22 protein-coding genes and 1 pseudogene are annotated in these 25,651 nt (G+C 59.0%); 4 read left to right on the top strand and 19 right to left on the bottom strand.

Translation table 11 applies throughout. The features are described from left to right. Positions 1-46 precede the first annotated feature (46 nt). The 6 genes from purT to ADA16_RS06715 form a co-directional block, all read right to left on the bottom strand. Complete coding sequence (gene purT / locus ADA16_RS06740; RefSeq protein WP_048760323.1) at positions 47-1,267, bottom strand: formate-dependent phosphoribosylglycinamide formyltransferase; 1,221 nt, start codon at positions 1,265-1,267, stop codon at positions 47-49. Between the two features lie 118 nt (positions 1,268-1,385). Next, entirely contained in the window at positions 1,386-2,417 is a 1,032-nt protein-coding gene (locus tag ADA16_RS06735; RefSeq protein WP_048760322.1) for a nucleoside hydrolase, read from the bottom strand. A gap of 96 nt (positions 2,418-2,513) precedes the next feature. Next, positions 2,514-3,770: a glycerophosphodiester phosphodiesterase family protein gene (locus ADA16_RS06730; RefSeq protein WP_048760320.1), complete on the bottom strand. Its 1,257-nt coding sequence runs from the start codon at positions 3,768-3,770 to the stop codon at positions 2,514-2,516. A 191-nt stretch (positions 3,771-3,961) separates the two neighbouring features. After that, positions 3,962-4,600, bottom strand: a complete 639-nt coding sequence (locus ADA16_RS06725) for an LppP/LprE family lipoprotein (RefSeq protein WP_048760317.1) — start codon at positions 4,598-4,600, stop codon at positions 3,962-3,964. A gap of 162 nt (positions 4,601-4,762) precedes the next feature. Next, complete coding sequence (locus ADA16_RS06720) at positions 4,763-5,335, bottom strand: LppP/LprE family lipoprotein (protein ID WP_048760544.1); 573 nt, start codon at positions 5,333-5,335, stop codon at positions 4,763-4,765. Positions 5,336-5,594: 259 nt separating this feature from the next. After that, complete coding sequence (locus tag ADA16_RS06715) at positions 5,595-6,884, bottom strand: adenylosuccinate synthase (protein ID WP_016421542.1); 1,290 nt, start codon at positions 6,882-6,884, stop codon at positions 5,595-5,597. A gap of 51 nt (positions 6,885-6,935) precedes the next feature. Here ADA16_RS06715 and ADA16_RS06710 point away from each other — a divergent pair, with 51 nt between their 5' ends. Together ADA16_RS06710 and ADA16_RS06705 are read left to right on the top strand one after the other, a co-directional pair. Next, the gene (locus tag ADA16_RS06710; protein ID WP_239659377.1) at positions 6,936-7,856 is read left to right on the top strand and encodes a hypothetical protein; all 921 of its coding nucleotides are present in this window, start codon (positions 6,936-6,938) and stop codon (positions 7,854-7,856) included. A gap of 134 nt (positions 7,857-7,990) precedes the next feature. After that, positions 7,991-8,713 (top strand): DUF1707 SHOCT-like domain-containing protein, encoded by a 723-nt coding sequence (locus tag ADA16_RS06705; RefSeq protein ID WP_048760316.1) that lies wholly within the window; start codon positions 7,991-7,993, stop codon positions 8,711-8,713. An 88-nt stretch (positions 8,714-8,801) separates the two neighbouring features. Here the strand turns inward: ADA16_RS06705 and ADA16_RS06700 are convergent, their stop codons facing one another. The 9 genes and pseudogenes from ADA16_RS06700 to ADA16_RS06665 all read right to left on the bottom strand — a co-directional run bounded on the left by ADA16_RS06700 (position 8,802) and on the right by ADA16_RS06665 (position 17,438). After that, entirely contained in the window at positions 8,802-10,145 is a 1,344-nt protein-coding gene (locus ADA16_RS06700; RefSeq protein WP_414629655.1) for an FUSC family protein, read from the bottom strand. Next, positions 10,067-10,285, bottom strand: a pseudogene (locus ADA16_RS11505) (hypothetical protein); the annotation flags it as partial. The gene ADA16_RS06700 and the pseudogene ADA16_RS11505, both read right to left, overlap by 79 nt. Before the next feature lie 23 nt (positions 10,286-10,308). Next, a complete protein-coding gene (locus ADA16_RS06695; protein WP_048760313.1) occupies positions 10,309-10,719 on the bottom strand; it encodes a DUF3151 domain-containing protein in 411 nt (136 codons plus the stop codon). A 133-nt stretch (positions 10,720-10,852) separates the two neighbouring features. Further along, positions 10,853-12,070 carry a glycoside hydrolase family 76 protein gene (locus ADA16_RS06690; RefSeq protein ID WP_048760311.1) on the bottom strand — a complete coding sequence of 406 codons (1,218 nt, stop codon included), beginning with the start codon at positions 12,068-12,070 and terminating at the stop codon, positions 10,853-10,855. A gap of 70 nt (positions 12,071-12,140) precedes the next feature. After that, positions 12,141-12,812 (bottom strand): TrmH family RNA methyltransferase, encoded by a 672-nt coding sequence (locus tag ADA16_RS06685; RefSeq protein ID WP_048760309.1) that lies wholly within the window; start codon positions 12,810-12,812, stop codon positions 12,141-12,143. Further along, positions 12,799-13,644: a lysoplasmalogenase gene (locus ADA16_RS06680; protein WP_048760307.1), complete on the bottom strand. Its 846-nt coding sequence runs from the start codon at positions 13,642-13,644 to the stop codon at positions 12,799-12,801. The genes ADA16_RS06685 and ADA16_RS06680 overlap by 14 nt, the downstream gene beginning before the upstream one ends. 116 nt (positions 13,645-13,760) lie before the next feature. Further along, positions 13,761-14,321 (bottom strand): orotate phosphoribosyltransferase, encoded by a 561-nt coding sequence (gene pyrE / locus ADA16_RS06675; protein ID WP_048760306.1) that lies wholly within the window; start codon positions 14,319-14,321, stop codon positions 13,761-13,763. Between the two features lie 51 nt (positions 14,322-14,372). After that, positions 14,373-16,403 (bottom strand): hypothetical protein, encoded by a 2,031-nt coding sequence (locus tag ADA16_RS06670; RefSeq protein ID WP_048760304.1) that lies wholly within the window; start codon positions 16,401-16,403, stop codon positions 14,373-14,375. Positions 16,404-16,607: 204 nt separating this feature from the next. Then, on the bottom strand, positions 16,608-17,438 hold the full coding sequence (locus ADA16_RS06665) for a sulfurtransferase (RefSeq protein WP_048760302.1): 831 nt from the start codon (positions 17,436-17,438) through the stop codon (positions 16,608-16,610). Between the two features lie 155 nt (positions 17,439-17,593). On the opposite strand from ADA16_RS06665, the gene ADA16_RS06660 reads away from it, so the two are divergent. Further along, the gene (locus ADA16_RS06660; protein ID WP_048760300.1) at positions 17,594-18,385 is read left to right on the top strand and encodes an SDR family oxidoreductase; all 792 of its coding nucleotides are present in this window, start codon (positions 17,594-17,596) and stop codon (positions 18,383-18,385) included. 26 nt (positions 18,386-18,411) lie between these two features. On the opposite strand, the gene ADA16_RS06655 is transcribed toward ADA16_RS06660, so the two are convergent. The 3 genes from ADA16_RS06655 to clpB all read right to left on the bottom strand — a co-directional run bounded on the left by ADA16_RS06655 (position 18,412) and on the right by clpB (position 23,633). Continuing rightward, positions 18,412-19,953 (bottom strand): HNH endonuclease signature motif containing protein, encoded by a 1,542-nt coding sequence (locus ADA16_RS06655; RefSeq protein ID WP_048760542.1) that lies wholly within the window; start codon positions 19,951-19,953, stop codon positions 18,412-18,414. 256 nt (positions 19,954-20,209) lie between these two features. Further along, a complete protein-coding gene (locus ADA16_RS06650; protein WP_048760298.1) occupies positions 20,210-20,857 on the bottom strand; it encodes a GNAT family N-acetyltransferase in 648 nt (215 codons plus the stop codon). Between the two features lie 196 nt (positions 20,858-21,053). Beyond that, a complete protein-coding gene (gene clpB, locus ADA16_RS06645) occupies positions 21,054-23,633 on the bottom strand; it encodes an ATP-dependent chaperone ClpB (protein ID WP_048760297.1) in 2,580 nt (859 codons plus the stop codon). A 369-nt stretch (positions 23,634-24,002) separates the two neighbouring features. Here clpB and ADA16_RS06640 point away from each other — a divergent pair, with 369 nt between their 5' ends. Continuing rightward, positions 24,003-24,890, top strand: coding sequence for a fructose bisphosphate aldolase (locus ADA16_RS06640; protein WP_048760295.1), 888 nt, complete (start codon positions 24,003-24,005; stop codon positions 24,888-24,890). A gap of 96 nt (positions 24,891-24,986) precedes the next feature. Here ADA16_RS06640 and ADA16_RS06635 read toward each other — a convergent pair whose 3' ends face one another. Further along, positions 24,987-25,604: a trimeric intracellular cation channel family protein gene (locus ADA16_RS06635; RefSeq protein ID WP_048760293.1), complete on the bottom strand. Its 618-nt coding sequence runs from the start codon at positions 25,602-25,604 to the stop codon at positions 24,987-24,989. Between the last annotated feature and the right edge of the window lie 47 nt (positions 25,605-25,651).

The following is a 25,651-nucleotide window of genomic DNA, read 5'->3' as shown; positions in this document are numbered from 1 at the left end:
GCAGGGCCGGTTAAGGCCGCACCGCAGCACACGTTAGGTCGTCGAACTAGCCCAGTTCGACGACCTTAATCTTTGACGCCGCCTCAGATGCGCGCTCACGAGCAGCATCGACAGAATCTGCGGTCGAAACAGCAACACCCATGCGGCGACGCGGGCCGGCAACCGGCTTACCGAAGATACGAATGTCTGTCTCCGGAATAGCCATGGCCTCAGCCAGCCCGGTGTAGCCCGGCTGCTCGATGTCAGCACCGCCGTAGACGACAGCGGAGGCTCCCGGGGACACCAGCGTGACGTCGATAGGCAGACCCAGCACTGCGCGCGCGTGAAGCTCGAACTCGGAGAAACGCTGCGTGCCCATGGTGACCATGCCCGTGTCGTGCGGACGCGGGCTGACCTCGGAGAACCATACCTCATCGCCGCGGACAAACAGCTCGACGCCGAAGATACCGCGGCCGCCCAGCGCGTTGGTGATACGTGCGGCGACAGAGCGAGCATTGTCCAGTGCGTTTTCGCTCATAGCTGCCGGCTGCCACGACTCCACGTAGTCGCCATCCTGCTGGCGGTGCCCAATGGGCTCACAGAACCATGTCGCCCCCTCGCCGGTCTCTGGGTCAACAGAACGCACGGTCAGCAGCGTAATCTCGTAGTCGAAATCGACGAAGCCCTCCACGATAACGCGACCGGACTCTACGCGACCGCCACTCATGGCGTAATCCCACGCGACCTGGACATCCTCCGGCGAACGCAGCGTGGACTGTCCCTTGCCCGAGGAACTCATGACCGGCTTGACCACGCACGGGAAGCCAATCTCATCAACAGCTGCGGTGAACTCCTCGAAGGTGGACGCGAACTGATAGCGGGAGGTAGGCAGACCGACCTCTTCAGCAGCCAGACGGCGAATACCCTCGCGATTCATGGTCAGCTGGGTCGCCCGCGCGGTCGGGATGACGGTGATGTCCAGCGTCTCATCTTCCTCAACCTCTGCCAGGACTTCGGTTGCCAGCGCCTCAATCTCAGGGACGATAAAGTGCGGCTTGACCTGGAGAATCAGGTCATGCAGCGCACTGGGGTCCGACATATTCAGTACGTAGGCATGATGAGCTACCTGATGCGCCGGTGCGTGCTCGTAGCGATCGGCAGCGTGCACCTCAACGCCCAGGCGCTGGAAGGCAATGGTCACCTCCTTGCCGAGTTCGCCAGAGCCGAGCAGCAGAACTCGCGTTGCTCCCGGCTGGTACGGGGTTCCGGTGACTTCAGGGGTGAACATCGAGATAAACTCGCTTTCGTCTACGGCACATATGCTGCGCAACCAGCAGCTGTGAAATTGATTGTCTCCAGCATACGACAGCAGTCAGGTTCATCGCGGCGGGCGGGCGCGGGAGAACCTAGCGCGGGAACACCCGCTCGAACTCCGCTAGCGCCGCATCCCGGTCAGCAGCCAAGACAACATTTGCCTCAGCACCGGCAGAATCTTCCACTACCTGACCGCGGCGTGCTGGCTCATCTGCAAAAGTTCGCTTATCGACGCCCACGAGACGCATCTTCTCCACTTCCCCGGTTACCGCACCGACGGTCACCATCGCAGCGAAGAGGTCATGGACCTGCGCCTTGTAACCGACTCCAACCCCCTGGTGGAACTCAAAGTAGAACTTGAGCGAGCGGCGCAGAACACGTAACAACTCCGGATTCATACCGGCATCGCGCCAGGACTCGACCTCGGCATCGCTGATGGTGATGGTCTCGGTGACATTAAGCGGAACCAGCGTCGGCACCGGCGCACCTGCGGCGGTGGCGATGCTGCGCACGGCATCCTCCGGTCGCTCGACAGCCACAGCACCCGCAGTGCCGAAAACCTCGGTGACCGCGGTGGGATCGACCCAGAAGTTCCATTCCGCGAACTCGGTAACGTTGCCGTGATACTCCACCGCACCGCCCATAATGGTCACCCCGTCGAGCTCCCGCATGAGCTCTGGGTACTTCTTCAGCGCGGCCACGTACGTGGTCATAGGGCCGGTAACCAGCAGGTGTACCTTCTCCCCCGTTGACCGCGCCTGCTCAATGAGCTGACGCCAGAGCGCCAGCGGATCCGCCGCACCGCCGCGACCCGGTTCGTAGATGACGGCCGGTGGTGCCATGTTATAGCCCAGCCCGTACGGGCCGTGTGTTTCCGGCGTAGTGGTCAGCTCGCGGTCAGCGGGCCCCTCAAACCCGCTGACGACCGGAACCTCCGGGCAACCGCAGAGGTTCAGCATGTACTTGGTGTTGCGGGCAGACCATGCCGCAGTGGTGTTACCACCCGCGCAGGTCACGCCCACCAGCTCAATCTCACCTGCGGTATGCAACCCCGCGAGGTAGACGAGAGCAAGACTGTCATCGATTCCCGTGTCAACGTCGGCAAGCACTTTCAAACGCGTCATAAGGCCAAGTGTGACACGAAACGCGCCCGGCGCGCATAGCTAAACACGGGCAAAAACAGGGCTACAGGCGAGTTTTGCTGGTACCAGCCGGGGTTACTAATTCGTCGCCATCGCTGCATCACCCACCGGAGCCGACTCCGGCAGCGGCATGTTCAGCTCGGACAAAACCTCGCGCAGGCGCGTCGGGTAGTCGGTAATAATGCCATCGACGCCAGCGGCGATTTGCTCGCGCATGGTCTCCTTTTCATTAACGGTCCACGGCACCACCTTCATGCCGGCCTCATGCGCGCGGGAGATTAGTTCCGGCGTGGCGACTGGGTGGTAGTCAGAATCCGACGGGGTCTTGCCATAGGGAATGCTGTGCGTCGGAGAGAGCACCTGCACGCCGAGCTGCTTGGCGGCCTCGATGATGTCGCCGTCAACCTCGTCGTAGTTGACATCGCCGGTCCAGGGAGAGTCCTTCTTCCAGGTGGTCTCGTCCCACAGCATGACCAGCGGAATCTCTGGGTTCCGCTCCGCAACGAGCGGCAACGAGCGCCAATCGAAGGACTGAATCATCACACGGTCAGCCACACCCGCGCGGTCAATCTCGTCGAGAATCACATCGACGAACTCCTGTGGTTCTGCCGAGTCAGCGCGCTTTTCGCCCTCAATCTTGGTCTCAATGTTGAAGTGGATGTCCTGGTTGTCCTTGGTTAGCTCGAACAGCTCGGGCAGGGTCATCATCTTGTTGCCCTTGATTGGCTCCGCATCCGGGAAGTCCTCGAGCTTCTTGTCGCAGACCAGGGTCTGCACCTGCTCATAGGTGAGGTCATGCACGAGCTTGCCGACGTACGGGTACTGCGGATCCCCCTCCGTCACTGGCTCGGTGTCCGAGCACTTATCGTCTTGGATCTCCGGATCGTGCCAGACCATCGGCACGCCATCCTTCGTCAGGACGATGTCCAGCTCCAGCGTCGTAACGCCCAGCTCCAGCGAGTTGGCCATCGCCTGCTTGGACTCCTCCGTCCACTCGCCGCGACCACCACGGTGCGACTGCAGATCAAAGCCTTCCGGCAGCTTCGCCATCGCAGTCGGCCGCACATTCGCCGCCGCATTCAGCTCAGCGACCTGTTGCTTTTCAAAGGTCTTCTCTTCACTCGACGTGGTGCTGACCGCGCTTGCACTGCTTGACGACGACGCCGCGTCGTTGTCCACATCATTGCTGCAGGCTGCAATAGGAGAAATAGCAAACGCGCCCATAGCGATGGCCGCGATTGCGCGACGCGTGCCGTGGGCGCGTGAGTTCTGTGGCTGCTCGCTCTGCTCGATCCGTTCGTCAAACATGGAGTCAGATGAGTTGCTAGATGGCATGGCCGGTGATTTTCCTCTTTGGGCGTAGTGTTAGCGACTTCGTATTGACGGCGTAGTACCGACAACACAGCGTCGGCATACTATCGCCGAAGGTTTACGAGACACAGAAATCTGTGTGAAATCTGTGTGGTGCGCCACTACTGTAAAACGGCCTGGCAGTGCTCGCATCTGGAGAGACCACGGGTTAGAGATTAATTTCCCTCTGCCTTTGGAATCTCACCTTCTTGAGCAACTTCTGCCCCATCCCAGGAGTACGTAACGGGAGCGTTGTACTGGTCTTTAAAGGCGAAAGCACCGCCGTCTTCAATCATTTTATTGACATCGAAGAAATTGACGGTCACAGTTTTGCCATCGCCTTCGACCGAGTTGATTGTCTGCGGACCACCGGCGGTACCCACGTACTCGCCCTTATGAAACAGCAGCACTGCACCAGAGGTAGTTGAGTGGGTAATTTCATTCTGTACTGCTGAGGCAAAGGTCAACTCGCTGGTGGTATCCCAGTTCGTATTGTCCGTGACTGTCCAACCGCTGCCATTGCCACCTTCCATTGAGTTCAGGTCGGCAACCGCTTCTTCGAAAGACTCTTCCTGGGTTGGCGCAGAAGAACCCCCATCGGTGTCGTTATCATCGACATCCGGATTGGGGGTATCTGCACTTTCACTGTCATCCTCGACAGTGGTGGTCGTAGTGATGGTGGTCGTTTCTTCATCTACCTGAGGAGCAGAGGTCGGTGCTGCGGTCTCATCAGTGGAGCAACCGGACAAAGCCACTACACCTGCGACCGCCGCGCTAACCAGCATCGACCCGCGACGAACTGAACGACCACTCATGGCTGGAACCTCTTCTGTTCTCTCAAGTTTTCTCAAGAACTTAGCTACGGCGGAGCATTACTTTCTCATGCCCGACTCTGAATTGAGTTTACTTGGAAAAATTCAAGAGTCCCCGAGAGTGTCCAAGAATTCTCGAAAGCTCTCGAGAGTTCTCGGGAGCCGTTAGGAAGCGAGCTTCGCGCCGCCGGGAATCTTCCCCTCGTGGACGACGTGATCGCCGTTCCAGAAGAAGTGAACATTAGAGGTGAACTTGGCCGCATCAGCGTTCGGCGCACCTGCGGCCTCCTGGGCCTCCCAGTCGTGGTAGATGACTGAAATGTTCTTACCATCAGGGGTCGGCGTCACCTTGTTGATGTGCTGAGGCCGGTCAGAGTCCGTACCAATGAACTCACCCTTGTGGAACATCAACAGCACAGTGGAGGACTGAGCGTTGCCCTGCTTAGCCTGATCTGCGAGAGCAAAGCTCAAATCGCTACACGGGCTGAAGTTGGAGGTGCCAGTGTACTTCCACCCATTATGGTTGTTCGGGCGCTCCCTGTTGACCTTATCCAGGGCCTTCTGAATCTCGGGTGCAGCCGGGTTCGGGGTACAGTTGTCCCCCTGTGCCGGAGCCGGTGCCGGTTTCGCCTGAGCCGCAGGAGCTGCAATTGCTCCACCTACTGCGGAGAAAACCATCGCGCCGGAAAGCACGGCGGAACTTGCCAGTCGTTGTACTCGTTGTCCTGTGTTTTGCATGAAAACCACACGCCTTCTGTCTTTAGGACTTCTGTCGTTGGACTACGCGGTGAGGCCTACGATACAAAAATGACTCTGGGATGCCAGGGGCAACTGACAATTCCCAGAGCCTTCGCGTGGTTAGCAAATGTTCTTTTTTTTGAAGCAGCCAGCAGTTTCGGCACCGAAGATTTTTTATCTAACAGTTCGATAAAGCCGAGTCACAAAGCCGGACTATTTTCCGGTTAGTTCGCCACTATCCCCGACTAATTGTCCAGCGCTAGTTGTCCAGCACGTCATGAACAACGATGGTCTGGTCGCGGCCCGGACCAACACCGATGTAGGAAATGCGAGCGCCGGAGAGTTCCTCCAGGCGGTTCAGGTAATCCTTGGCCTTGTCCGGCAGCTCGTCAAAGGTGCGGCAGCCAGTGATGTCCTCGTCCCACGCAGGCATGGTCTCGTAAATCGGGACAGCGTGGTGGAACTCCGACTGAGTGAGTGGCATTTCGTCGTGACGCACGCCGTCAACGTCGTAAGCGACACAAATCGGAATCTCGCCGATACCGGTCAGAACGTCCAGCTTGGTGATGAATAAATCCGTGAAGCCGTTGACGCGCGCTGCGTAGCGAGCCAGCACCGAATCGTACCAACCGCAGCGGCGCTTACGGCCGGTGTTGACGCCGACCTCACCGCCGGTGGTCTGCAGGTACTCGCCCCACTTGTCGAACAGCTCCGTCGGGAACGGGCCAGCACCGACGCGGGTGGTGTAGGCCTTCATGATGCCCAGCACCGAAGTGATCTTCGTCGGGCCAATGCCGGTGCCCACGCAGGCGCCACCAGCAGTCGGGTTCGAGGAAGTCACGAACGGATAGGTGCCGTGGTCGACGTCGAGCATGGTGGCCTGGCCGCCCTCCATGAGGACGTGCTTGCCAGCGTCCAGGGCCTGGTTGAGCTCAAACTCCGAGTCGATAATCATCGGGCGCAGACGATCAGCGAAACCCATGAAGTAATCAAAGACCTCGTCCGGATCGATGGCGCGGCGGTTGTACAGCTTGACCAGAATCTGGTTCTTCTGCGCCAGCGAAGACTCAATCTTCTGGCGCAGAATCGACTCATCCAGAATGTCCTGCACCCGCAAGCCCGTACGGCCAACCTTGTCGGCGTACGTCGGGCCGATACCGCGGCCAGTAGTACCGATAGCACGCTTACCCAGGAAGCGCTCGGTCACACGGTCCAGCGTCTGGTGGTACGGAGCAACCATGTGGGCATTGCCTGAAACGCGCAGGCGGGAGGCCTTTGCGCCGCGAGCTTCGAGACCATCAATCTCGTCGAAAAGCGCCTCGAGATTAACCACGCAGCCATTACCGATAATCGGCACGGCGTTTTCCGACAGCACACCAGCCGGAAGCAGCTTCAGCTCGTACTTCTCACCACCGACGACAACAGTGTGGCCGGCGTTGTTGCCACCGTTGGGCTTGACGACGTAGTCAACGCGACCACCGAGAATATCGGTTGCCTTGCCCTTGCCCTCGTCGCCCCACTGGGCACCGACGATAATGATTGCGGCCATAGTCCTACTTCAACTCCTGGGATTGCAGACGACGCATTAGAGTGTAGTCCTATGCGTATTGTTGTGCTGCAGTGTGGCCCCGATGTACCCGCGTTTTCCCAATTGCTCCGCCAATCGTGGCCTGCATCTGCACCGACTGAACCGCCCGCCTATGCGCTTCACGACGTCGCGATGATTCCCACCCGCAAGGAGCTGGCTTTCATCGACGACCTGGCCAAGGAAGTCCTGCCTGCCGATACGGCGCCGACGCCGGAGGAAATCGCCAAGCAGAAAAAGGTCGACCACCTAGGCGCTCCGCAGCCCGCTCCGCAAAACCCAAGCGAGCCACTGCGAATTGTGGTCGTTGGCATCGACGCAGCACTGGCTGCCGTGGCGACGTATCTAATGCGCAAGAATCTCCTATGGATTGAAGTGGCACATGTTCCCACCGCGCCCTCGACCGCGGCCAAGAACTGGGGCATCGAAAGTGGAGAGGGCCTCGATGCGGCGGCTGCGCTCACACGACCGACAGTGCCAGTGCCACTGATTCGCGATGACACCGGGCACGCAATTATTGGTTACGCCCTACTGACAGAACCGGGAATTACCGGAGTGTCCTCGGCAAATGGGTTTACTGGCGAGGTCTACGTCGACGAGCATCAGATGTTCTCCGGCACATCCACCGGCTTGCAGATTCGCCCCACGCCCGATGCCCCGGGCATCGTTGCGGCCGAAGTTCCGGTACCGGAAGCGGAAAGCGATAAAGAGGATGGACACGACAGAGGCCCGCTGAGTCGGCTCGGGTTGGGTCGCGGCAGACGTCGAAAAGCGAAGGAAACCCCGACCCGCGAGCTACACCCGCCAATGACAGGACGGGCAGTTCAAGTTGGTGGCCTGGGCTTTCGATACGTACGTGATGGCGTGGAATCGAGGAAGCCGCGCGAGAAGACGACGCTGTACCGACACTTGCGCGACATGCAAATTGTGCGCTGACTGTGGCGCGGAAACAGCTATGGTCTGCCTGCGCGAGAGATGTCTACGCGGAATCTTCCTGCGAGATAGTTCGAGTACAGATAACATTTGGGTGTTAAAGCCACTGCCCGCCACTGTTTCGATAGGACGGCATCATGACTGACAACACCCCACGTCTACGCGCTGGCGACCAAGCCCGCCACACTGCGCTGGAACGCCTGGAATGGGCATTCCGCGATGGCCAGATCGACTTTGCGGAACTGCAGGAGCGTACCAAGAAAGCCCAAAAGGCGACGTACATCGATGAGTTGCCCGCACTGACACAGGACTTGTCACTGCCCGCGAACTTGGCCGAGCCAACTTCACATACGCACCCGAACCCTAACCTGCACCCGCCGATGTCCCCGTCCCCATCCGCGCACCCGAACCTGCGCAGCGTCCCGGACGAACACCACTCAGTGGCACAAAATGCGGCCAACAATCACCAGCCTGTTCGGATTAATAGTTCCGCCGCAGCATCTGGTTCGAAGCTCTCCATCGGCATCTTCGGCGGCACCGACAAGAGAGGCCCCTGGACGTGCGCGCCCACACACACCACGGTGGCGACCTTCGGCGGAACTGGCCTGGATTTCCGCGAGGCCATCCTGACCGCGGAAACTACAGTCGTCAACATTGGCTGTGCCTTCGGCGGAGTCGACGTCATTGTCCCCGACCACTACCAAGTTGATGTCGACGTGCTGCCCATCTTCGGCGGCACGGATGTTACTGGCAACCCGGGGCGCAACCTTCCCGCTACTGGTGCTGGACAGGTGCCGAAGATTATTGTGCGCGGCTTCGTCGCTTTCGGCGGTGTTGAAGTCAAACGCGTACCGCAGTAGAGCATGCCGTAGTAGCGCGTACCGCAGTAGCACGTGGGCAGTAACCGACTGGTGACTCGCGAGCCGCTACGCGCCTACGTCTCACCGGCTACTCGTCCCATACCTCCGGTGGCATTGCTGGGAACGGTGTCGTCGGCGGCAGCGTCGCCACAGCCGAACGCCTGGACAGGCCACATACCTGCAGCAGATCCACCACCAACGAGCGGCACTGCGCAAACACGACCTGCTCTGACAACGTTGTGTCCTCCACTACACGCGGATGCATTTTCGCCGCTAGACGACGCAAGTACCGAACTACGTCCTCAAGCTTGACCTCTCCGGACTCCTCGGAAAGTTGGGCGATAGGGATATCGCCAGATTCGAAGGGCAACTCGCCCCATTCTGGGATTCTGCGCACGGAAGCTTCGTCGTCAAGCAAATGACTGACCAGGCGCGTGCCTTCAGACACACCGAGAACAAGCTCGCATAGCTCGGGAGAGAAGTCGATGTGGTCCTCGCGGGCGGTGATAGCGCGGCGGGCGAGCACACGGATGTTACGCATGGCGTTATCGACTGGATGAACCATGCGCGACAGTGAGTGGATTCGATCCCGAGAGCGCCAGAGCAACGGTGAGATTCGGACCTGCTCGTCGGCGTCGGCAACAGTGCGGTCCATAAGCGAAACCTGTGCCTGCATGGAGCGCACCACGCTCAGTGCGGTGCGGATGCGATCGGTGTCGCCCTCTTTCATGCCGATGCCGATGTCGTAGAGGACGTCGGCACCCATGTCAAGGACCTTGGCCACCTTGCGACGAGCACCCGCCAGCGGACTTCGCGGCAAAACAATGAGCACAATAATGCCCACCACACCACCGACGAGAGCATCAATCATTCGGTAATAAGAACCAGCAGTGCCCGGCGGAATAATGGTGGCGATGAGCACGGCTGAAGATGCCGCTTGGTTCACTACGAGCGGACCGCGGCCGACAAACACCCCGATGACCATGGCGACGAACACACCAACGGTCAGCTGCCAGATACCCGAGCCGAGGATGGAGATAATCACATCGCCAATGCCGACCCCCAACGAGGCACCGAGCACCAACTCAACAGAGTGCTTTAGGCGCGGGCCTGCGGTCATCACGTTGAGACTGATGAAAGCGGCCATCGGCGCGAAGAACGGGTTGGGGTGCCCCAGTACCTCAAGAGCGAACCAGTAGGCCAGACCGGCGGCTAACGTGGCTTGAACAATGAGCATCCAGCGGGAGCGCACACGGTCAACCGCATGGAGGAAACGCGTACGGGGTCGTACTTTCTGACGCAGCTTGCTTGCTGCCCGGGATGCCGGATGCAGGTACGTATTGCGAAAATCTTGGAAATCCGGTCGCGGATTATCCTCGACGAATTGAGTTTCCTTAGCCTCAACGAGGTCGTCGACATGCGCAGGAGCAATGTCCTCCAGGTTTGTGGCAGCTGCGGCGTCCTTATCTTCCCCACCAGCTGTGCCAGCCATGCCGAAGTCACCACCCTCATGTGAAAAATTATGCGCTTGTTGCGTCGCTGTTGTGCTGTTGTGCTGTTGTGCGCTTTTATACTCTCTGAGTCTTTGTGCGCGATTAAAGACCCAATTCTGGCAGCGCGGTTTCATCACTGTCACGCAGCAGCGCCATCATGCGATCGAATTCATCATCCTCACCGATGGCCTTGGCAGCCTTTGCCAACGCTGCGAAGGCGCGAAGCACACCACGATTCGGCTCGTGTTCCCACGGAATGGCGCCGAACCCCTTCCAGCCGTTTCCGCGCAGCAAGTCCAGACCGCGATGGTAGCCGGTGCGAGCGAAGGCGTAGGCCTGAATCTCCTGGCCTTCAGACAAAGCACTTTCAGCCAAGTCAGCCCAGGCCTGAGAATCGCGCGGACATGCGCGAACCACGTCCTCCGGGCTTGCGCCACCGTTGCGGGCAGCAACAGCCTCGTCGAGGATGGGTAGCTTCACGGGAGCAGGAGCCATCATGTCATTGAGTTTCATGCGTCCTATTGTGCCAGGCATGACGTGGCGATGGCAGGGTCTAGGCATGCGACTCTCTGTTGGCGAGACTGGCCACAGCTCGGTGGCGCGGGCGTCGGCAAGCGCAAGATGGCGACCAACTAGGGCCCCGCGGCTACTCAGGGCAGCTCGGTTTTGGCGAGTCCAGCGACTGACCGTTTTCCAGCTTGGTCGCAACAAAATCGGCCACTCGGGCGCACGCCTCCATCAGCATCCAGCCCGACAGCTGCACGGAGAGGTCACGCTCCTTAATCGCCGAACTGCGCACCGCGCCACCGACTGAATGCGCTACCGAACCGCCCTGTGGGAACTGCGCATTCTCGTTCCAGTCAGCGGGGAAAAGTGGCAGGCCATCGACCTCGAGGCGGTGGTACCAGCACTTCTCCCCCGAAGCCAGAACCAGCCGACGAGCAATGCGGGCCGCCGCGCGATTCATGCGATCGTCGTTAGGCAAACGCACCGCGGCATCGGCGAGGTAGCGCACGAGGATGCCGTTGAACAGGCCACCATCGCCGCCACCGGCGCCGGTGATGACGTTGTCGGTGGTCGCCAAATCCTTTGCCACCGCATGGATGAGGTTTTGCACGCGCGTGAAGTACTTCGTCGCCTGTTCACGTTGGCCGTGCGCCCGAAGCGCAAGCCCCACTTCAAGGCAAGCGCCAATCATGACACCCTGGTTGTACGTAAACATGCCCTTCTGCACGACGGCGCCTGCCATGGACAAGCGAATGCCATCGTAGAGCAGTCCTGAGTCCGCTAGGAGGTTGGCGTAGACCCAATCAATAAGCTCCTCCGCCTCCTTGATACGGCCAGCCCGAGCCAGAGCGATAGCTGCCGGACCATTGGAGGGAATGTTGAAAAAGAGATCCCGCTCACGCCACGGCAACACACCCGTGGACTCCTGCCGACCATCGGCCAAGCACGAAATCAGCCGTGCCGTTGTCTTCTTGGGCACCGACGCACCGAGGGCGCCGTCGGCACGCCCGAGCGCCAGCGTCATCCACGCGCGATCGTCGTAGTACTTGTTCTTAGTCAGCAGCGTGAGATTGCGAATGCGAATCCCCCGCGTGGTCTGGCGGATGGCACGATACTTCTCTTTGGAGGGCACCCGCTTGGCCGCATCCACCAGGCAGTCGAGATATTGTGCCTGCCACCAGTAATGCCAGTTGATGAAGACTTTGTGCCGCAGCGGCGCTGGCCAGGAAGCCATTGCCAGATTCGTGCCCGGGAGTCCCCAGAGCTTCGCCGCATGACGGTTGCGAATAGCCTGCTCAGCCACGTCCGCACGATAGGCCCACGTTTCGGCCTCCGGACGCGACATTTTTAGAACCACTGGCTCTCCTTAAAACAGCTTTGGAACAGCTTTAAAACAGCCTTTCGAATTAAAACACTTAAGCAGACAATTACCAGGCTGTGGTGATATCTGCATGAGTACGAATCCAAGAGTGCATGACAATACCCGCCGCTACCCCCGCGTTTATCGAACGTGTGGATCCAAATTGAGCAATCGACACCGTCAGATCCGCCGCCTGTTGTGCTTCTTCAGTCACTCCCGGCCCCTCCTGGCCAAAGAGCAAAAGACAACGCTCGGGCAACTCAACGGTTTCAATGGGCACAGAGCCTGGGATATTGTCCACGGCCACCACAGTCAGGTCGTGCTCGCGCGCCCAACTGATGACCTCCGCCACCGTCTCGTGGTGCAGCAAGTGCTGGTAGCGGTCAGTCACCATCGCGCCGCGCCGGTTCCAGCGCTTACGCCCCACGATGTGCACGGCCTCCACCAGGAAGGCATTTGCGGTGCGCACCACGGTGCCGATGTTGGAGTCGTTCTCAAAATTCTCGATAGCGATGTGCAGCGGATGGCGACGCTTATCCAGCTCCGCGACAATGGCCTCCATCGACCAGTAGCGGTAGGCGTCGACGACATTGCGTCGGTCGCCCTCATCCAGCAGCTGCTCGTCGTATTCAGGGCCGGTCGGTCGGGGCTCGTTCGGGTGCTCCTGATCCCACGGCCCCACCCCGACACGAGCCTCAAACCACTCCGTCGGCCCCTTCCCGGGCTCAGGCGCGGTCAAGAGCCAACAGCCCCTCGACCAGGAACAACTGCGCCACGGTGTAGGTGTCCATCACTGCTGCGTTCAAAAGCTTGCCGACGACGCCCTCCTCCGCAAACATCTTTCGAGCCATCAGTAGCGTGTCGGAGATAAGGAACAGGTTGCCACCATGTCCAAGGCCGTAGGCGGCATCGGCAATCGGCAGGCCGGTCTGCTCATCGGCGCCGAGGGCACCAGCGCCCTCCAGCAGCACCGGGTCATCGGCCAGCGTGGAAGTCACAGCCAGCAGCGGGCCGTAGCCCACGGCAGCGGGCAGTGCCTCTGGTTTTACAGCCCCCACCAGCGGCACCGACCCAGCCCACAACGGGAAGCGGATGGCAGCACGCAGCGCACTAATACGCGCACCGGCACGCCACAACAACACATGGTAAGCAACCTGGTTGACTGCAAACGGCACAGATCCGCGGTTCAGGTTCGGCTTGTTCGGCATGAGAATCAAGTCGCCCAACCATCCACCAGCAAGGCCGATGAGCAGCGTGGTCGTCGTGAAGCGAGATGTCTCGTGGCGACGACGCCAAACGTTGGCTGCCAGCAGTGGCATGAGGACAGTCTTAGAGACTCGACGTGGGGTCTCCCAGCCGAAGGCGCTGGAGACAACGTTGACCGCACTGGCGGCGATGTAGCCAGCACGTTCTGGGGCACGGCGGGTGTCGGCGCTCGCGCTAGCGATACCGACGAGTGCGCCGAGACCTTCGCCCGTGCGACGCACAAACATGTCAGCGACGGTTTCCTTGGTACCGGGGAGCTTGGTCGTGGTGAGCTTGGACAAAAGTCCTTCGCGCTTGATAGCCATGGGAATACTCCTCTTTCGTGGGGCTGAGTGAGGGCTGGGCGAGGTGGCTGGGCTAGGTAGATGAGATGCGTGGGTGAGGGGTGTGGGGCTCGGTGGAAGTCCTAGCGCTTAGATTCTTAGGCCAGACCCAAGTCATTCAAACCAAGCAGGTAACGGTACTCCAGGCCTTCAGCCTTGATGACCTCGTCGGCACCCGTCGCGCGGTCAACCACAGTGGCGACACCGACAACCTCGGCACCGGCCTCACGGAGAGCGGCGACGGCGGTCAGTGGCGAGTTGCCGGTAGTGGTGGTGTCCTCGACAACCAGGACCTTCTTGCCCACGATGTCCGGCCCTTCGATGCGGCGTTGCATGCCGTGCTTCTTGGCTTCCTTGCGCACCACGAAGGCATCAATCGGACGCCCCTCGGCATGCATGACGGAGGTAGCCACCGGGTCAGCACCGAGCGTGAGTCCTCCGACGTGTGCGTAGTCCCAGTCAGCAGTGAGCTCCCGCAGCAGGGAACCAATCAGGCGCGATGCTTCATGGTGCAGGGTGGCGCGGCGCAGGTCAACGTAGTAGTCAGCCTCACGTCCAGACGACAGCGTGACCTTGCCATGAACCACTGCCAGCTCCTTGACCAGCTCGGCCAAACGCTGCAGCTTTTCCTGATTGACATTGCTCGTGGGGGTGCTCATCTGAGGTTGTCTCCTAAATAAACGACTGTGTGTTCAAGGATATGTCTGGCTCTACTCATCCGAGGAATCAGGGGTTGCACCCCTCTGCTCGGACACGGATTCGGTGGGGTCGTCGCTGGTGTCGGGGTCTGGGGCGGCGTCGGTGAAAATACTGGCGGGCTTCACATTTGATCGCACCACACGCCCCTGGCTCGAGCGCATTTGACTATGTTCGGGGTCCTCACCAAGCGCAGGAATCTGCTGATCAGAATCCCCGATATCCTCCGACTCGCCAACGTTTGCACCCATCTTTCGTGCCATCGACCGCGAGGGCAGTGCCGTCGGATCAAGCGGGATATCACGCGCAGGACGCCACGACGAGCCGTCAATTGCCTGCACTACCGTGGGGTGTTCATTGCTTTGCGACGACCACTGCGAACCATCCGTTGTCGCGCCCGCGGTGGCCGCGGACGAAGACGAAGGAGAATCTGCGTAGACAATTTCCTCGACGTCCAGCGGCTCATCCTGCTTGCTATTCTGAGCGCTGCGGCTCTGGGCATGTCCGTTCTGTGAGCTGTGATCCTGCGATTCGTGGTTAGCAGAACCATTGCGACGCTGGTCTGGTACCGCCTGCAAGTGCCCACGCCCGGTTCTATCAGAAATTAAAGAACCAGAGTCGACGGACTGCTCGGTGAGCTGAAGACGAGTGGGATCCCACTGATTTGTGTCCGGAGCGACAGTTTCGCCCTGCACAGGTGGCAACCTGCGTGCAATGTCGGAGAAGTCTGACAGCGATTCCAGTGCACCGTCCCAGTCCTCTGGCACTGAATTATCAATCAGCTGCGCCAAGGACCAGGAGTTTTCTGACCACATGCGGGTGATGGCCGGGTGCACGTCGACAAGCATGCGGGTTGCACGGTCGTCGAAGATACGATGAATGAGCTCTGGATTAGTAGCTGCGACTACCAGACCAGCTTCGGTGGCTACGTGAGGCAGCTCCGTGCCGCCGCTGCGGCGCAGCTCGAAAACCTCATCGCTCGATACAGAGCGACGGATGGCGATGGTGGTAATGCCACCGACATCGGCGAGGTGCATTTCGCGGCCAAAGGCGAAACCGGAGACCACGGCCTTGGCATCGCCGTCCGGCGTACGCTGCCAGTACGACGGCAGCTCATGATCCACACGGTTGTAGGCGGAATTGCGTTCCTGCGCCCAGGCCTTCCGTAAGTGACGCACCCGGCGACCGCTGATACGTCGGCGGACAGGGGAAACTGGCTGCCGCTGGGTGCGCTGCGGTTGCGCGGCCTGGGTGGGTGGCGTGGACTGGATGCCCTGGGTGTGTGGCGCAGAATCGGATGGTTGCGTCACTTCGCCAGCCTCGGCATTATCACTGGGAGCAGCGTCGAATTCTGTACCGCCAACAATTCCGGTGTTGGCATCGGTGGCAGTGGCGCTGGTGTCATCGTCCACTAAATCTGTCTCGTCCGAGGAAAGGTCGGGATGCACAAAGTCGGTGTCTGTCTCGGACTCATCTGCGGTGTCGGCATCTTCAGTAGCCACTGACTCGATTGACTCTGCGCCAGACTTCATGCCGCTTCGGAGAGTCGCGTCCGATTCGCCATCCAGGTCAGCTGCTGTTTCCGATACTTCGGAAGATTCCGAGATTTCTGTTGCTTCGGGCACGGAAGCCTCTGCAGGGGCCGCCGCCTCGATTCCCGAAACAGATCCAGGCTCCGTCGAAGTCAGGTTTCCTGCTGGAGTTTCAGACTCCGCCGTCGAAGCCTCAGTTTCAGAGTCAACTTCGGCGTCAGTATCATTCTCAGTGATGACCTCAGAGTCAGCGCAAGCTGCGACATCCGACTTCACCACAGAAGCTGCTTCATAACTGCTCGACTCTGAAGAATCCGGCTGTTCAGGCACAACATCTTCTGCCGCCACACCGGTCACTTCGCCGGTGGAGTCCGAAGGCTCGTCGTGAAGCGATGACGATGACGGAGACGCCACAGCAGTCTCGCGTGTGCTGCGACGGCGGCGGTCGACAGCGAACAGCGCGACTGCGGCGATGATGAGGATCGCTGCGAGGGTGAATACTAGGGGAATCATTAATCTCCTAGCTTAAGCCAGAAGCCGTTCTATTTGGTCAGCGACAAGATACCGTCCCCCGTCTGGCGCAATGCCAATGCCCGAGGCGGGGTGTGCAGGGAACTTCCGGACCGTAGCGCCGCGGGGCGATATCCACATGGACAGCACGTCATGGGCTTCCGGGCCTCTAATCCCTAGCCCGGAAGCGCGCGAGTTTGGAGCCGCCTAGAAACGGACGATAGGCAGGCTAGGATCACCAGCCCACTGGGACCAGCCGCCGACATACAGTGAGGCACCAGTGATACCCGCTTCTTCCATTGCCTGAATAAACAGCGAGGAATGAAGACCGGAACCGGAGTAGACCGCTACGTTACTACCGTCTTCGATGCCGACGGAGGCAAAGCGCTCACGAAGATGCTCAACAGGAAGGAAGGAACCATCGGCATTTTGCAGACTACGTGCCGCCAGGTTCACGGCACCCGGGATATGACCTGCCTGCAGATCGACTCGCTCACTACGACCTTCGAAGCGGCTGGGCTCACGCGCATCCACCAAAATTCCATGCTCAGACCAGGTGCTTACGTCGTCGAGACTAGCGACAGGCATATTGCTCTCGCTTACAGCAATCGTTCCAGGCCGAGGCAGGTTACCAGGTCCGAACGCGGTCTCGTTTCCATCTGCTTCCCAAGCAGCCAGCCCACCGGTGAGGACACGCACATTCTCCAGCCCCGCCCAGCGCAGAATCCACCAGGCGCGGGAAGCGAACAGTCCATCGCCTGCGTCGTAAACAATCACCAGATGCTCCGAGCGGACTCCCCATCGACGGACGGCGTCGCGCACGCGGTCGATATCCGGCAGCGGGTTGCGACCAGCTTCTCGACTGGGAACACCTGCTAGATCCAACTCGGGATCACAAAACACCGCCAGTGGGATGTGAGCCGTGGTGTAGCAGTCATATGGCTTTTTGACGCGCGACCAACGTGCGTCAACGACGACGATGCGACCGCCGCCAGTAATCTTGTCACGAAGCTCTTTTACCGAGATGGATGTTGTCATAATTCCGGATTCTAAATCGATTGACTAGGTAGCGCGATATGTAAGTTATTAAAACTAGGCGCTTGGGAAGGTCTCGAAACACGCCTCACACTCTTGGGGGTTCGAGTTCAGCAATCCCCCAATGAAGCACAGTCAAGCCCGGCTAAACTGGGAATATGTCTGAAACTGCTGCACATCTGACCGTTTTCATCTCTGGAGCAGGACGTGGAATCGGCCGTGCCACCGCAGAAAAACTTCTTACCCGCGGCTATACCGTAGGAGTTTTTGACATCTCTGGTGACCAGGAATGGGCAGCGGACCACCAGAACGCGGTCGTTGGCACTCTCGATGTCACCAATCCGCAGCAGTGGGAGGACGCGCTGAAGCAGTTCGTGGATAGGGCAGGACGCCTGGATGTGTTAATCAACAACGCCGGTATCCTCTACGGCACTCCATTCGAGGAGGGCTCCTACGAGCAGGACAATGCCCTTATCGATGTCAATGTGAAGGGCGTCCACTTCGGTTGCCGTGCAGCTCTCCCTTACCTCAAGGGCTCACGCGGACAGGTAATCAACCTCTGTTCGGCGTCAGCAATCTACGGCACCCCAGACATGGCCACCTACTCCGCCACCAAGTTCGCTGTTCGCGGCATCACGGAGGCACTCGAGGTCGAGTGGGAACCCTACGCTATCGACGTCAAGGCAGTTTGGCCACTTTACGTCAACACCTCCATGCTCGAGAACGTCAGCACGGACGGCACCAAGCGCATGGGTATTCGAATCACGCCAGATGATGTCGCTAGCGCAATCGTCGACTGCATCGACCACAAGCAGGGCAATATTACTAAGGTTCACTTCCCTGTCGGCCTGCAGACGAAACTGCTGTACTACGCCGCCAGCGTCGGCGCCCCGTTCCTCAACCGCTTCATTAACGCAAAGCTGACTACGAAGCGGAAGATCGGCCTCTAAGCTAGGGCCCCTACCTCCCGGTCCGGCTACCCACCGGGATCCTGTCCTGTCTCGCCACTGCCATCCGCTGAATCCCCCGCCCGTTTCTCTCGCGCTTTACGACGTAACCAGCGTCCCGGGTTATCGAATGCATCGGGATCCTCATTGGATTGTACCTTCCGGTTTCCTTCTGTGTCTTTCGGAGGCACCCAGACCACACGACTAGTAGAGGTTAGCTGGCCCTCCCCGCCGACTTCGTTCCCTTCGTCAGCAGCACCTAGAACCTCCGGTACCTCATCCGGCCGGAGCGTCCACCAGGCATGTCCATCACCTCGGGCATCATCTATCTTTCGATGTGTACCCGGATCCACCAATGTGAGATTATCCAGGTCAGTACCACCACCGGATGCCCATGACTGCACATTGTGAACATCGCACATGGCCCCCGGTGTGCCCATGCCCGGCGCGGAGGAGCATCCTTCCTCTCCAAGAAGTGCCAGATACTGCGGCAAAGTCCCCAGCCTGCGCGACCGCCCAAAGTACAAGGTCTGCCCCTCATTCCCCAAGACCTGGAGGAACGAATTTCTATCAACCATCTGTTGCACTGCCTGACTAATGGAAATTCGCACTCCCGCATCTGAGACCGCTTTGCCTGATCCGGGAAGTACAAAATTTCCCCCATCAGGCAAGGAGACTCCAGCTAGCGCTGCCACATCTGCGATATGTGCAACAGTGACCACCGATGTCGTACCCCGTGCCGGCTGAAGCTCACCGCCTGGTTGAAAACCCCCGTTCACTGCAGCTTCCACTGCATCATGGAAACGCTGCTCCGGATTCCGCTCGTCATCAGCGCCTTCCTCGAGCAACCCGCCAGGGCGCGCATGATCCGCCTGCAGCCTTTTGAGCACCGCCGCAAACGAAGGCGTAACCACACCGCTCAACCGGCTCATGCCGTCCGGCCCCTGAGCACCGATTTTTAAGCTTCGTTTCCGGGCACGGTCCTCATCCGTATACGGATCATCAACTCCCAGCATCGCCCGCAGGCGATTGGGCAATTGATTGAGATCATCAACACGAACCTTGTCCACCAAATCTGCAATGTGCTTGTCCAGCAGCCTAGACAGCTCCGCATGCTCCGTTGCCGGCAGCTCACGAACGGCTTTGTCGATCTTCACAACGGCATCCGCACCGACAACACCTTCCTCAACTTTCTGACGAAGGTTTGGCATTCGCACGTCCTCATTCGCCGAAGCAAACGGATCAACATTCCTACGCAGACACCCGACAATATTGATACGCTGCCGCGCTTCTGCTCGCGAGATCCGCATCTCCTGCGCTAGCCACGCAATCTTTCGATGCTCCGCACTGGGCATCCGCCCTTTCATAATCTCCACATAAGTCGCATCAATAACCGCAAGTCGTTTTCGCGCTTTCTCAATCGACTTATAGGCGTCGTGCGCATGATCCGGCGCAAGCACTTCGAAGTTTTCCACGATAGCTACTGAGAGAGCCTCAAACTGCGCAACCGCATCCAATACCTGCGATGTCGACAGCGGTCCGCTGCTGTCTGGTGCCGATCGTGTAGACATTTCCCCACCCCCTTTTAGAACGCTAGTAATCCGAATCCCCAAATGGACTAACTAATTTCCTTCCCTAACATTATCGCACACCCATTCGGCACTCCACAACCCCTAAATCAAATTTTTCGAATCTTTTTCCGAAATCTTGTCGCACTTCCAGCACCTGAACTTCCCACCCCCACATCCCAAAATCACCGGCAGCCCATACTGATAACGCCCCACACCCCCTCACCGCATCACCGGCACCGCAACGCCGCCGCAAAGCCTAAAACCGCACCACCATCACATCATGGTCCGGAAAGCTCGAACGCCCCACCAGCTCAAAGCCCGCCTTCACATACGCCTTCGCAGCCCGCGGGTTGGCATCATGGACAGCCAGACTAACCCCCGGATACCCCAGTTCACGCGCATGCTCAAGAAGCCCCGCAATCATCGGCTGCGACAGCCTGCGCCCGACAACACCCGGGCGCAGCGCAATCGCTACCTCAGGAATCCCATTTTCCACAAAACCGTACCCCGGATCGTCCTGCGTAAACGCACGCAGCCAGGCCGCCCCCACCGGCACTTCATAGCTCTCGCGCTCTTCGCTTGACGACGAATCCCCGCGCCCCAACCATTCCGCCTTAATCGTGGCCGCGCTGTAAGTAACCTCGCGAGAAACTCTCGGTTCAAATGGGTCAGTGCGAGTCATATCCCCGCTGAGCGACTCAAGGTCAGCGTCGTCAAGCGATGTGGCGAAAAGAATCACCCCGCCCTGACGCGCGTCCCACTGGTCGACGTACTGCCGCCTCGTGACTACATAATCGTCCGGCAGTGGCTGGCTTTCATCTCCGAACGTCTCCGTTAGTTCGTCCATCCAGGCAATGAAGGGTAGGTCGGAGTCTGTCGCTGGTCGCCACTGAAAGTTAGTCATATGTGCGCACTATACCGGCAGAATCAGCCGAGACCAGAATGCAACAGGGCCCCACACATCCAAGCAAGAACCACATAATCCAAGCGCGAAAGCACACAAAAGGGCGGTTCGGGAGAGAACTTTCCCAAACCGCCCCAACAAACGGACAGCCCACCGAGCAGGTACGCTCTTAGACTTGAGCCCTTAACTTGACCCCTTAAACCCGAGCTGCACCGTCCTCGCCGTAGCCGACAATCTTCAGCGACTCGCCATCGTCAGCAACCGTGACCTCTACGCGGTCACCATCGCGGACATCACCGGCGAGCAGTCGACGTGCCAGCTCATCGCCGATTGCCTTTTGCACCAGGCGACGCAACGGACGAGCGCCGTAAGCCGGGTCGTAGCCACGCTCCGACAGCCAGTCCAGCGCCCCATCGGAGACATCCAGGACCAGACGACGTGCAGCCAGACGCTCCGCCAGGTTGCGAACCTGAATGTCCACAATGCCACGCAACTGCTCGGAGGTCAGCGGATCGAAGATCACCACATCGTCAAGACGGTTGATGAACTCCGGCTTGAAGGCCATCTTGACTGCATCCATGATCTGCTCATGCGTGCCACCAGCGCCGAGATTGGAGGTCAGAATCAGAATCGTGTTTCGGAAGTCCACGGTTCGGCCCTGACCATCGGTCAGGCGACCTTCATCAAGCACCTGCAGGAGCACATCGAACACATCCGGATGAGCCTTCTCGACCTCGTCGAAAAGCACGACGGTGTACGGACGGCGACGAACAGCCTCGGTGAGCTGACCGCCAGCGTCGTAGCCGACGTATCCAGGAGGGGCACCAATCAGGCGAGCGACAGAGTGCTTCTCACCGTACTCGGACATATCGATGCGAACCATTGCGCGTTCATCGTCGAAGAGGAACTCCGCCAGAGCCTTGGCCAGCTCCGTCTTACCAACACCTGTTGGACCGAGGAACAGGAAGGAACCAGTCGGACGGTTCGGATCGGCAACACCCGCACGCGAACGACGGACGGCATCGGAGACAGCTTCCACAGCAGCATTCTGTCCAACGACGCGACGGCCGAGGTTGAGCTCCATTTCCAGTAGCTTCTCGGTCTCACCCTGCATCATCTTGCCAGCCGGGATACCCGTCCAGGCGGAGACAACCTCAGCAACTTCCTGAGGCGTGACCTCCTCCTTCAGCATGGAGTTTTCCTCTGCGTCAGCGACCGATTCCTCGGCGGCCTCCAGCTTCTTCTCCAACTCAGGAATGCGCCCGTAACGCAGCTCTGCGACGCGCCCGTAGTCACCTTCGCGCTCAGCCTTTTCTGACTCAGTGCGCAGGGCATCGAGCTCTTCGCGAACGGAGCGGACATCATCAATCGAGGACTTCTCGTTCTGCCAGCGAGTCTTCAGAGCGTTGAGTTTCTCACGCTCATCTGCAAGTTCCTCACGGAGCTTGTCCAGGCGCTCCTTCGACGCGATGTCAGTTTCCTTCTCCAGGGCCATTTCCTCGATTTCGAGGCGGCGCACGATGCGTTCCGCAGAGTCGATCTCCTCCGGCGAGGAGTCAATCTCCATACGCAGACGCGATGCGGCCTCATCCACCAGGTCAATGGCCTTATCCGGCAGGAAGCGGGACGTGATGTAGCGATCCGACAGCGTTGCCGCAGCCACCAGCGCGGAGTCTTGAATACGGACACCGTGGTGGACCTCGTAGCGCTCCTTCAGGCCACGCAGAATACCAATGGCGTCCTCAACGCTCGGCTCACCGACAAAGACCTGCTGGAAACGACGTTCCAGCGCAGCATCCTTCTCGATGTACTTGCGGTACTCATCCAGGGTCGTCGCACCGACCAGGCGCAGCTCACCACGAGCCAGCATCGGCTTAATCATATTGCCCGCATCCATCGAGCCATCACCTGTGGCACCAGCGCCAACGATGGTGTGAATCTCATCGATGAAGGTAATAATCTGACCGTCGGATTCCTTAATCTCGTCCAGAACCGCCTTCAGGCGCTCCTCGAACTCACCGCGGTACTTCGCACCGGCGACCATGGAACCCAAATCGAGACTCATCAGAGTCTTACCCTTCAGGGATTCCGGCACGTCACCTGCAACAATTCGGCGTGCGAGCCCTTCTACAATGGCCGTCTTACCAACGCCCGGCTCACCAATGAGCACAGGGTTGTTCTTGGTGCGACGACTTAGGACCTGAACCACGCGACGAATCTCCGCATCGCGGCCGATAACAGGGTCAATCTTGCCCTCACGCGCCCGCGCGGTTAAGTCCGTCGCATACTTTTCCAGAGCCTGGTACTGCTCTTCTGGATTTTCCGTTGTAACCTTCCTCGATCCACGCACGCTAGTCAGCGCGCCCTTTAATGCCTCGGCAGTAGCGCCCGTCGACTGCAGCACAGTTGCCGCCTCCGACTGGCCAGTTGCTACACCGATAAGCAGAATTTCCGTGGAGACATACTCGTCTCCAAGCTCGCCCGCCAGCTCCTCGGCAGCGTTCAGTGCATTAACGGCATCCCTATTAAACTGCGGGTTCGCCATATTCGCCCCGCTTGCCGACGGGTACCCAGCGACCAGCTCCTTAGCGCGGGTCAAAACCCCGGAAGGATTAACACCCGCTGCCTCAAGCAGCGGAGCCGCAATACCCTCCTTTTGCTCCAGCAGCGCTACCAGAATGTGCCCAGGCCGGATATCCGGATTACCTGCGCTGGTAGCGGCCTTCATAGCTTCCTGGAGAACTTCTCCAGTCTTAGTTGTTGGTGTAAAACTCATAACTTGCGCCCCTTTGACTCAACTTTGTCATTCACTACCCATAACGCATTCAGCCTTGAGTCTGTTCCACTCAACTTCAATATTTACCAATTCCCACTGTGATTCACACCACACCTATTGCAGAAGTGGTGGAACTCGCTAGCGTCGTAACGCGTCGTTAGGCGCAATAACGGGCCGGACAGCACTAGAAAGTGTCGGAAAGTTCCAGAAACCACGTGCGAACGCCCTCCAATACACCGTCCGACGCCCTCACCAGCACACTCCCGCCGGATTCTACTTCCCCCATGTGAGTGATGGGCGGGCAGCGCACTCATACTGTTTTGGTTACCCTAGTAGGTGACATTCCTTCATTCTCACGAAAGGACTCGAATGAACATCGAGCAGGCACGTCAGATGACTGAGGGCAAGGGCTTCATCGCCGCTCTCGACCAGTCCGGTGGATCGACCCCGAAGGCTCTGCGCCTGTACGGCATCAACGAGGATCAGTACTCGAACGAAGATGAAATGTTCGACCTGGTTCACGAGATGCGTACCCGCATTATCACTTCCCCGTCCTTCAGCTCTGAGCAGATCATTGGTGCGATTCTCTTCGAGCAGACCATGGATCGCGACATTGAGGGAATCCCGACCGCTCAGTACCTGTGGGAAAAGAAGGGCATCGTCCCGTTCCTGAAGACTGACAAGGGCCTCGCCGACAAGGAGAACGGCGTTCAGCTTATGAAGCCGTGCCCGGGCCTGGATGAGCTGCTGGAGCGCGGTGTCGCTAAGGGCATTTTCGGCACCAAGATGCGCTCCTTCATTGCTGAGGCAAACGAAGAGGGCATCAAGGCCAACATCGCTCAGCAGTTCGAGTTCGGCAAGCAGGTTCTGTCCCACGGTCTGGTTCCAATTCTGGAGCCGGAGGTCGACATCAACGCTGCTGACAAGGCAGAGGCTGAGGACATCGTCCTGCGCGAGCTGCTCGCTGGCCTGGATGATCTGGCTGATGATCAGAAGGTCATGATTAAGGTTTCCATCCCGACCAAGGATGACCTGTACAAGCCGCTGATTGACCATCCGAAGGTCATGCGCGTTGTCGCACTATCCGGTGGCTATGAGCGCGAGGACGCCAACGAGCGCCTGTCCCGCAACCACGGCATGATTGCTTCCTTCTCCCGCGCACTGTCTGAGGGCCTGTCTGCTCAGCAGTCCGACGAAGACTTCAACGCAACCATGGCTGACTCCGTCAAGGGCATCTACGAGGCTTCGATTTCCTAATCGTCCGCTTTGCATCTGCGCTTGTGCGCGCTTCTAGGTAGCGCCTAGTGCAACTAAAGACTCCCACACCAGGTTTTTTGGGTGCGGGAGTTTTTTTTAATCGCGCCCTTGATAATCAAATACCGGTAGCGACCAGCCGCGCCAAATTGCCGCTAGTCGAATAAACAGCGCGGACAGCACAGCGCAGATGATGTTGATGTTCTCGTGCAGGCCAACCATGTCGAGCACGTAGTAAAGCGTCGCCGCGACAACTGCGATGGACGCGTAGAGCTCCTTTTGGAAGACCAGCGGAACGCGGTCACACATCAGGTCGCGGAGCACACCACCAAATGCACCGGTAAGAACGGCACCCACAATCGCGATGATGACACCGTGCCCCATCTCCATGGCCACGCGGGCACCAATGATAGAAAATGCCGAAAGACCAATCGCGTCGGCTACCAGGAACACCACCCGGAAGTGCTTCATCAGGAAGTCGGCCATCAGCACCGTAATAAGCGCCGCCCCCACGATAACCAGCAAATATTGCGGACTAGCGACCCACACCAGCGGATAGTGACCGAGAATGACATCTCGCAGGGTGCCACCGCCGATGGCAGTCATGCACGCAATTGTTGAGACTCCAAAGAGGTCCATGCGCATTCGACCGGCCGCCAGCGCACCGGTGACGCCTTCGGCCGTAATTCCAATGACCCAGAGGATGTGGAGCAGCATGATTAGAAATATAAAGGACTTCGCCCGAATCGGTAGAACTGTCGGCT

The organism is Corynebacterium vitaeruminis (assembly GCF_001054325.1).
Lineage (GTDB): Bacteria > Actinomycetota > Actinomycetes > Mycobacteriales > Mycobacteriaceae > Corynebacterium > Corynebacterium vitaeruminis_A.
This window is presented reverse-complemented; position numbering and strand designations above follow the sequence as displayed.